This is a genomic window from Rhodococcus sp. BS-15 (genome assembly GCF_000813105.1).
Taxonomy (GTDB): domain Bacteria; phylum Actinomycetota; class Actinomycetes; order Mycobacteriales; family Mycobacteriaceae; genus Rhodococcoides.
This window is the reverse complement of record NZ_BAOX01000401.1, coordinates 1-3468: the sequence shown is the minus strand read 5'-3', so window position 1 is coordinate 3468 and position 3468 is coordinate 1. Positions and strand designations below refer to the sequence as shown.

The following is a 3468-nucleotide window of genomic DNA, read 5'->3' as shown; positions in this document are numbered from 1 at the left end:
GCCACGCCGATCGAGAGCACCAAGACCACGAAGCCGCCGAGCAGAAGCGGGATCAGCAACCCGCGATCGGTCCGGCTCATGGGGTGGTCAGTCCCCAATTCTGCAGAGCTGCAGCAACTTTCTCGACCCCGTCGATCGTGCGGATCGACGGGTTGAGGTCGGCGCCGTTGACGACGATGTACCGCTTGTCCTCGACGGCGGTGAGGCGGCTCGTGACGGGATTCGATTCCAGGAAGCCGATCTTGCTGTCGAGCGCATCACCGGCGATGCTCCGACGGCTCAGATCGGCGAGCACGAGCGCGGTGGGATCGCGATCGAGAACACTCTCCCAATTGACCTGCGGCCATTCGTCGGTGGTGTCGGCGTAGATGTTCTCGGCACCGACCGATCCGGTGATGATGCCCGACGATCCACAGCATCCGGCCATGTACGGGGTGTCGGTGTCGGCGAACCAGTACGCCAGCGTCACACCCGAGGCGTCGACGGCTCCCGAAGCCTTCGCGAAGCGATCCTGCAGCTCGCGGACGAAGCGTTCGCCGCGATCACGCACGTCGAAGATGGCTGCGAGTTCGCGAATCTCCTGGTAGACGGTCTCGATCTCGAGCGGTGATGTGCGCGCGCCGTCGGAGTTGACGCTGTCGTCGGTCTTGCCGTTGCAGTCGGTGGGAGAGAGGTAGCTCGGCACACCGAGCTGCTCCAGCTGATCCCTGTCGGCGACGCCTCCCGGCCCGAGGGTGCCGCCGAACGACGCGGAAACGAAGTCGGGCTCGGCGTCCAACACCACTTCCAAAGAGGGCTTGTTGTCCGCCAACCTGGGGACCTTCGCGTTCTCCGATTCGAGGTTTGCGCGGACGGGATCGGTCCAGGTGGCGGTGCCGACCATGCGGTCTGCCAACCCGAGTGAGAGAAGGATTTCCGTCGAACTCTGATTCAACGAGACCGCACGTTGCGGTGGGGCGTCGACGACGACGTCGCGGCCGCAATTGTCGATGGCCAGCGGGTAGTTTCCGGTGGTCGGGGTGGCCGCGTCAGTCGTCGCCGTGGACGAACAGCCGGCAAGAACAAGGATCGAAACAGCGCCTAGTACGGCGAGGGTGGTACGCATCGTGAAGAGCTTCCTGCTGAGGGCTCGTGTCGCGGAGCCGCGGATGGAGGTGAATCACGACGTCCGAGCATTCGGACTTCGAGCTCTCGCTCGTCACCGTTGCGCGCCAGCTCCGGAATTGCACCGGATTCCCTCGTTCGTCGCGTGCTGACTCTATCGTGCGGGGTACTCGACGGTCAGTGTGCCGCTGCTGTCACCGGCTCCTGTACATGGCTACGCGGAAAGGTTCTGCGCGCCAACACGACTACGGCCAGCGCTGCGGCGACCAGGGCCGTTGCAGCAGCGGTGACGGCCACGATGCCGCTGAGGTCGATCACCACACCGCCCACCAGAGCGCCCGTCGCGATCGCCAACTGGAAGGCAACGACATAGATCGCCGACGCCTTGTCCGCATCGGCCGGGGCCGCCCTGACCACTGCCGATTGAATACATACTGGGAGGGTGGTGAATGCCAGCCCCCACAAGGCGATCGCACCGACGGCGAACACGGCCCAGCTTCCCGGCGCTCCGCTCAGGGTGCACCAGAGAACTGCCACCGCAGCGGTCACTGCGCCCAGAGCGGCGATGGTCGAGTGCCGGGGCCACCGGTCGTAGGTTCTGCCGATCAACCAGATGCCGATCACGCCGAACAGCCCGTACAACATCAACATCAGGGTCAGGGTGGTGCCCGCGGATCCGATGGCACGGTCGACGATCACCGAGAAGTAGGTGTACGCGGCGAAGTGACCGAGGACGGCCAGAAATGTCACTCCGCACAGAACGGCCAGGGAGCCGTCGAGCACCCGCGGTGTCTTTTTCGTTTCCGAAGCCGCCCGGGTGACCGGTAGTGCCGGGAGGACGAAGTACAGCGCCACCGCGATTGCTGCGGCCACGATGCCGAGAATCGTTGCTGCCGTGCGCCATCCGAACCACTGGCCCAGGGCGGCAGTGAGTGGGTTGCCGGCGACCAGTGCCAGCGAGGTACCGGCGTACACCGTGGCGATGGCCTTGCCCTGTTTACCGGGCAGCGCGAGCGACGCCGCGACGGGCGCGACGACGGCCCAGAAGACTCCATGCGTTGCCGCGCAGAGCATTCGGGAGATCACCAACATCGGATAGCCGACGGATACCGCCGAGAGGAGTTGCGAAAGTGCCAGTGCGGCAACGGTGATGACGACGACGCGCCGTCGGGGCCACTCGCGCACGAACCGGATCAACGGCATCGTCATCACGGCGACGCCGTACGCGTAGAAGGTCAGCAGGAGACCCACGGCGGACTCGCCGACACCGAGGTCCCCGGATATCTCGGGGAGCAACCCCACAGGCAGCGTTTCGGCCGTGACGTAGATGAATGCGGCTGCGGCGAGCACCAGCAGCTTCGGGAGCGGCGACGACATGCTGTGTATCGTTACACACTGTCCGTGGAGCGCGCTACAGTGGGCCGGTGAACACTCGGGTGACCATGGCTGACGTCGCAGCGTCCGCAGGCGTGTCCACCATGAGCGTCTCCTACACCTACAACCGACCGAGCCGGGTATCGGCCGCCACCCGCGATCGCGTGCACGAGGCGGCAGCCACCCTCGGATACGCCGGCCCCAACCGCACGGCGCGGTCGCTGCGCAGTGGCAGGCACGACAGCATCGGCGTCGTCCTCGGCGAGAAGCTCACCTACGCCTTCGAGGATCCGCAGGCTCGACGCTTTCTGTCCGGGATCGCCGAAGCGTGTCTCGACGCCGACACCGCGCTGGTGATGCTGCCGAACCTGCACCGCGACACCGACAACGCACGCATCCGAGACGCACAGGTCGACGGGTACGTCGTGTGGACCACCGAGATCGACGACCCCCTGCTCGACGTGCTCGTCGACACCGGCCGCCCGGCGTGCATCCAGGGTGGGCCCGACCACCCCGGCCTGAACTGGATCGCCATCGACGACAGAGCGGCAGCCGACGCGGTGGCCACCGCAGCGTTGAACAGCCGATCTCGACCTGCCGTCGTCGCTCTCAGACCCGATACCCGACGCGAATCGACGATCGTGCGTGGCGCGGACGCGTCGGACATCTCGATGCCGGTGACCCGAGCGCGACTCGAGGGCTACCGAGACGCATGCCTGCGAGTCGGGATCGACTGGTCGACTGTACCGACACTGTTCACCACCAACAACGCCCGCGCAGAGGGCGACCGAGCAGCTCGAGTGTTGTTGCAGGACAATGCCATCGACACACTGCTCGTGATGAGCGACGAACTCGCACTAGGGGTGCTCGACGCTGCGGCCGCATCCGGAATCGACGTTCCGGGGCGACTGGCCGTCACCGGGTGGGACGACTCCCCCGCCGCAGCCGAAGCCGGATTGACCACCGTTGCGCAGTCGCTGTTCGATCAGG

Annotated in this window: 3 protein-coding genes and 1 riboswitch; of the genes, 1 reads left to right on the top strand and 2 read right to left on the bottom strand. The window is 65.9% G+C overall.

Features of this window, described 5'->3' with window-relative positions; translation table 11 throughout:
- Window positions 1–76: 76 nt before the first annotated feature.
- Together RHBS_RS25765 and RHBS_RS25760 are read right to left on the bottom strand one after the other, a co-directional pair.
- Window positions 77–1105 carry an ABC transporter substrate-binding protein gene (locus tag RHBS_RS25765; RefSeq protein ID WP_121871667.1) on the bottom strand — a complete coding sequence of 343 codons (1029 nt, stop codon included), beginning with the start codon at window positions 1103–1105 and terminating at the stop codon, window positions 77–79.
- A 67-nt stretch (window positions 1106–1172) separates the two neighbouring features.
- A riboswitch (cobalamin riboswitch) is annotated at window positions 1173–1237 on the bottom strand.
- A gap of 44 nt (window positions 1238–1281) precedes the next feature.
- Window positions 1282–2481 carry an MFS transporter gene (locus RHBS_RS25760; protein WP_121871666.1) on the bottom strand — a complete coding sequence of 400 codons (1200 nt, stop codon included), beginning with the start codon at window positions 2479–2481 and terminating at the stop codon, window positions 1282–1284.
- A 65-nt stretch (window positions 2482–2546) separates the two neighbouring features.
- On the opposite strand from RHBS_RS25760, the gene RHBS_RS25755 reads away from it, so the two are divergent.
- A partial coding sequence (locus RHBS_RS25755) for a substrate-binding domain-containing protein (protein ID WP_128646814.1) occupies window positions 2547–3468 on the top strand: 922 nt, incomplete at its 3' end.